At 52.8% G+C, this 5,204-nt stretch carries 4 protein-coding genes; all 4 read left to right on the top strand.

Going from position 1 to position 5,204, the window contains the following annotated elements:
- On the top strand, positions 1-2,219 hold a 2,219-nt coding region (locus tag PMI18_RS31580; RefSeq protein ID WP_007903422.1), incomplete at its 5' end, for a DUF637 domain-containing protein.
- Complete coding sequence (locus PMI18_RS09520; RefSeq protein ID WP_007903424.1) at positions 2,200-2,460, top strand: hypothetical protein; 261 nt, start codon at positions 2,200-2,202, stop codon at positions 2,458-2,460. The genes PMI18_RS31580 and PMI18_RS09520, both read left to right, overlap by 20 nt.
- Positions 2,461-2,743: 283 nt before the next feature.
- Positions 2,744-3,724 (top strand): IS5 family transposase, encoded by a 981-nt coding sequence (locus tag PMI18_RS09515; protein WP_007903426.1) that lies wholly within the window; start codon positions 2,744-2,746, stop codon positions 3,722-3,724.
- Between the two features lie 194 nt (positions 3,725-3,918).
- Complete coding sequence (locus PMI18_RS09510) at positions 3,919-4,770, top strand: PoNe immunity protein domain-containing protein (protein ID WP_007903428.1); 852 nt, start codon at positions 3,919-3,921, stop codon at positions 4,768-4,770.
- The last annotated feature ends 434 nt before the right edge of the window (positions 4,771-5,204 follow it).

A 5,204-nucleotide genomic window follows, 5' to 3' on the forward strand; every position in this document is an offset into this window, starting at 1 on the left:
GCGACCTGCAACTGCTGGCCGCACAGGACCGCGACTACACGCTGTATGACATGAAGAAAAAGGGTGGCTTCGGCGCCGAGAAAACCCAGCGCGATGAGGTGACGCAGGTCACCCACATCGGTACGCAGATCAAATCCGGTGGCGACCTGACGTTGTCCAGTGGTGGGAATCAGCGGTATCAGGTGGCGAAGCTGGAGAGTGACAAGGACATCACGCTGGACAGTGGTGGGGCGATTGTTTTTGAAGGGGTGAAGGACCTTCATGATGAGAGCCATACCAAGAGTGATGGCGACGCCTTCTGGACCTCATCGAAAGGCAAGGGCAATACCGACGAGACACTGCGCCAGACCCAGATGATTGCCAAAGGCAACATCACGATCAAAGCCGTCGAAGGTCTGCAAATCGACCTCAAAGAGGTGAATCAACAAAGCGTCAGTCAGACCATTGATGCGATGGTCAAGGCCGATCCGCAACTGGCCTGGTTGAAGCAAGCCGAAGCTCGGGGCGATGTGGACTGGAGGCAGGTCAAGGAGATTCATGAGTCGTTCAAGTACAGCAACTCGGGACTAGGGCCGGCTTCGCAGCTGATCATTGCGATTGCGTTGGCTGCCGTGATGGGGCCGATGATGGCCGGCATGAACGCGATGATGCAGGCGGGCGCCTTGAGTGTGGCGACCAAGGCCACCGTCAGCACCATCGACAACCGGGGCAATCTGGGCAAGGTCATCAAGGACGTTACCTCGAAAGACAGTATCAAAGGTTACGTGGTGGCTGCTGCTACGGCCGGCGTAACGGACGGGCTCAATTACAACCCGGGAAAGGTTGGCTTTGATGTCAAGAGCTTGAATACCGCGGTTATCAAGGTGACCGCCGACGCGGTGATCAAGACGGCAGTTTACGGCGGAAGCTTCAAGGACAATCTGGCCAGTTCGGCCGTCAGCGTAGCCGCAAGTATTGGTGGCGCGGTCGGGGCCGGGAAAATTGGTGATCTGCCCCTGCCAGAGGGTGGTTTGGCAAAAATTCTGCTGCATGCGGGCTTGGGAGGCTTGCTGGCAGAAGCGATGGGCGGTGATTTCCGCACCGGAGCGCTGGCAGGTGGCGCCAACGAAGTGTTGGTCGGATTGCTGGGCGACAAACTCTTGCCTTCGAACCTCGTTCCGGGCTCTGCGGAGTACAACCAGGCTCAGGCCAACATTCTCGCGCTGTCGCAAATTGTCGGTGTGCTAGGTGCGGCGGCTTCGGGTGGGGATGCCGGAATAGCGTCCGCCGTGGCGGCCAATGCGACGCAGAATAACTACCTGAGTCACAGCCAACTGCAAAGGGCCGCCAGAAAGCTCAGTACCTGTACGACGGATGCTGAGTGCACAAGTCTTGCTCAAGAGTTCAGGGAAATCAGCAAAGAGCAGGATATTGAGGCCATCAAGAATTGCTTGTTTGCGGTTGAGCTGTGCCGTCCTACATCGTTAGATGTTGCCAATACCATGTCTGACCTTAATAAGGTGAAGGACGCTTTAGGTGACGGCTCCTCAGCGGCTGCAAGAACGCTTCAGGCCCTGATCAACGAAAATCACGACTTTCAGCAAATATTGGCGATGGCAGCAGGAGGTCATACCGCCGATGCACTGGCAGGAGCGTTGCAGGCCAAATGGAATCTTTCTGACGAACAGACAAGTATCCTAAGGGATAACTTTGGCATGATCGCCGCTGTCGGTGCGGGTATCGCAGCGGCTGGCGGTAAAGCTATAGTTGATGCCTTGAGGTCTGCGCCAGGAAAGGGTACAACAAATGGTGCAAAAGGCGCAGGTGGAGCGGTAGATGATCTTGCTTCAAGTAAGGTCAAGTGGGTCGATGAGAATGCAGGCATGAGTTCGCGTGCTCGTGATTACAATGATACGGCAACTGGCGCTCGCTCAAATCCTGCAACCCAATCTGGCCAAGCCCCTGCACTAGAAAGAACGATGCCTGATGGCTCAACGAGGTTGGTCAAGTTCGATGGTGTAGATGGCGACGTTTTAGTTGATCGCAAGATTTCGGTTGTTACAACGAGCAAGTCGAAAGACCAGGCGCTTAGGCAGTCTGACGTATTAAGTCAAAATGGGTTAACTGCACGCTGGGAAGTACCTACTCAAGCTCAGGCAGCCAGAGCTCAGAAAATGTTTGATGAGCTAGGAATTAAAAACATTTCAGTGAAGGTGATTCATGAGCCAGGAAATCAATAAACAGATTGTACGAGCTATTGTTGAAGTTGCTGTATTCCTTGAGTTTTCGGGGGAGGAGGCAATAAACTCTGATGCTGCCGTTCAGGTGCTTGAACAATTAGCTTCGACACTGCAAATGATGGACTCAGAAACCAAATCATCTTTGTGTTCGCAGTTTGAAAATATTGCAGTGGAATACTCAGATGAGCAGGCAGAATTTGTGGAAAGCTTGGGCGAAGCGCTGGGATTGATCGAAGAGTAGTTTCTCCTCCAGTTGTACTGTGATGTAAATGTTCTTTCGGATGGGACAATAGTCGTCAATTCTGGCTGTAGTGGTCAGCTTCGTGTAAGTACGAATGGCCCAAGTCACGCTTCATATTATTTTTCTAATAAAAGACCCGATGGTAATGTTGTAGTGTTTGAAGTGGATCGGAGTTTGCATCAAAAAATAATGAGTGAAGCAGTGGATCAAAGACCTTTAGGGAATCTCCGAACAAGTCTTCAACTGTGCTGAAATACGCCTGACAACCTGATCCGAGCTGCCCATGAGCCAGATGAGCTTTTCCGATTTCGAATACGCCGGAAAACGTAAGCAGACACGCCGCGAACGCTTCCTCGCCGAGATGGATCAGGTCGTGCCCTGGACAGGCCTGCTGGGGCTGATCGAGCCGTTCTACCTCAAGGCCGGCGGTGGCCGTAAACCGTATCCGCTGGAAACCATACTGCGCATCCATCTGTTGCAGAACTGGTTCTCCCTGAGCGATCCGGCCATGGAAGAAGCGCTCTACGAAATCACGCCCATGCGCCAATTCGCACGCCTGACGTTGAGCGCGCCGATCCCGGAAGACACTACGATCATGAACTTCCGGCACTTGCTGGAGAAGCATCAGCTCGCACCAGCGATCCTCGCGGTCATCAACGGTTATTTACAAGAAAAAGGCCTGTCGCTGCGTCAAGGCACTATCGTCGATGCCACCATTATTCATGCCCCCAGTTCCACCAAGAACGAGGAAGGCAAGCGCGATCCCGAGATGCATCAGACCAAGAAAGGTAATCAGTATTTCTACGGGATGAAGGCCCATATTGGCGCCGATGCAGAGTCGGGATTGGTTCATCACGTCCATGGCACCGCCGCCAATGTGGCCGATGTCACACAGGTCGCCGAGCTACTGCATGGCGAAGAAAACGCGGTGTATGCGGACGCGGGATACACCGGTGTCGAGAAGCGTGAAGAGCATGAAAATCGTGAAGTGATCTGGCAAATCGCAGCGCGCCGCAGCACCTATTCCAAGTTGAATAAACGCAGCCTGCTGTACAAAGCCAAGCGCAAGATCGAGTACTGCAAAGCTCAGACACGGGCCAAGGTTGAGCATCCATTTCGGGTGATCAAGCGGCAGTTTGGTTACGTTAAAGTGCGCTCTCGTGGACTGATGAAAAACACAGCTCAGTTGACCATGCTGTTCGCCCTGTCAAACCTGTGGATGGCTCGAAAACAGCTGATGGGTATGGGCGAGTTGCGTGCTTAACACGGAAGACCAGACGAAATAGCCCTCAATACACGAAGCATCGGTCGTTTTTTTGCAAATAGCGGTGCGTCCCGAGGAGATTTCGACTTGCCGCCGCCGTGCGGCAAGTTGATCGGAGCATCCTTAGGTAAGCCAAAGCTCATTGATACGTCCAAAATATTAAGCACAAAAACAAATCTTTCAGGAGCACAACCATGATCCGGGATTCATTGGGGGGGGAGGGATATTGGGACAAGTGGACAAAACATAGTGAAGAAAGTATCACTAAGAATCTTGAGCAAATTAAAACCCCGCCGGGTAATCCAATCTATCGGCCTCAGTTTGTTTGGGATACGTCTAGGGATATTTTGCGTCTTATTCTCCGGCGCTATTCCCAAGGCGATTCTGTTTTCGAGATTGGTCAGTTGTTCCCCCAACTTCTCGATACCTGGGAATTGTCGAATGACCTGGCAGACGGAGTGTGTGCCGAACACAATCTGAAAACCTGCCGCGATTGGGTATTCGATCTATCCGATCTCAACCACTATATCTGGTGTTTCTGGCTGGTTGGGCTGGCGCTTGTCTTGCACATTCCTGACGATCAGTGGAACCGACTGCTGGCCCTCGTTGGTGGAGGAGGCAACGACATCTTGCTGGATCGAATAATCGCCAGTCGCCAGCCATCACGCGTCATTGGAGATGTTCTCCTGCATCAAAAACCCTATGCCCGATTGCTCAAAACCCTCGATGCACCCAAGGAGCAACAGGCCCTTCTTCTGCAAGCGTTTGTCGACAGCTGGTACCCGGAACTCAACCGACGCGGCAAGCAGCAACCGTGGTGGTACCAGTACGGTGATCCTGAAAAACACCCACTGGAAAAGGGCAGCTATTTTGGACGTTGGTGCATTGAAGCTGTAGCAGCAGTCGAGGCTTTTGAATTAGATGACAGCCAATGTTTGGGACATCCACATTATCCAGGCGACTTGCTGCGCCCAAACGGACCGAGCACACATACACCGCAGCTAGAAAAAAAGACAAAGAGTTGGCTTAGATTTTTTGGGATTTAGTAAAAAAAACGAAAGCCAAACGTTCGAGTCGGAAGGGCAAACGGGAACAGACCACGTTTTCCTTAGGATGGGACAGTACTCCTTCGATTTAAATGTTGTCTGTCCCCGATTCCTCCCAGCGCCGATGAAGCCGCGCGCCGCCTCGGTGACGGTCGTTATGAATCCCGCTTGATCAGCGACGCCGTACTGGCCCAGACCGGCCAACGCTTTCTCACCAACGGCCTGAACGACGATAGCGAGCAATTTCGTTATCTGATGGACAACGCCCTGGCCGTTGATCAGTGAGGGAAATCAGCGCTATCAGGTGGCGAAGCTGGAGAGTGGCAAGGACATCACGCTGGACAGTGGTGGGGCGATTGTTTTCGAAGGGGTGAAAGACCTGCATGATGAGAGCCATACCAAGAGTAATGGTGACGCCTTCTGGACCTCATCGA

This window comes from Pseudomonas sp. GM102 (genome assembly GCF_000282555.1).
Classification (GTDB): domain Bacteria; phylum Pseudomonadota; class Gammaproteobacteria; order Pseudomonadales; family Pseudomonadaceae; genus Aquipseudomonas.

Excerpts from the sequence above, each read along its gene's own strand:
- PMI18_RS09520 (WP_007903424.1), top strand. The coding sequence starts at position 2,200 with ATGAGCCAGGAAATCAATAAACAGATTGTACGAGCTATTGTTGAAGTT.
- PMI18_RS09515 (WP_007903426.1), top strand. The coding sequence starts at position 2,744 with ATGAGCCAGATGAGCTTTTCCGATTTCGAATACGCCGGAAAACGTAAG.
- PMI18_RS09510 (WP_007903428.1), top strand. The coding sequence starts at position 3,919 with ATGATCCGGGATTCATTGGGGGGGGAGGGATATTGGGACAAGTGGACA.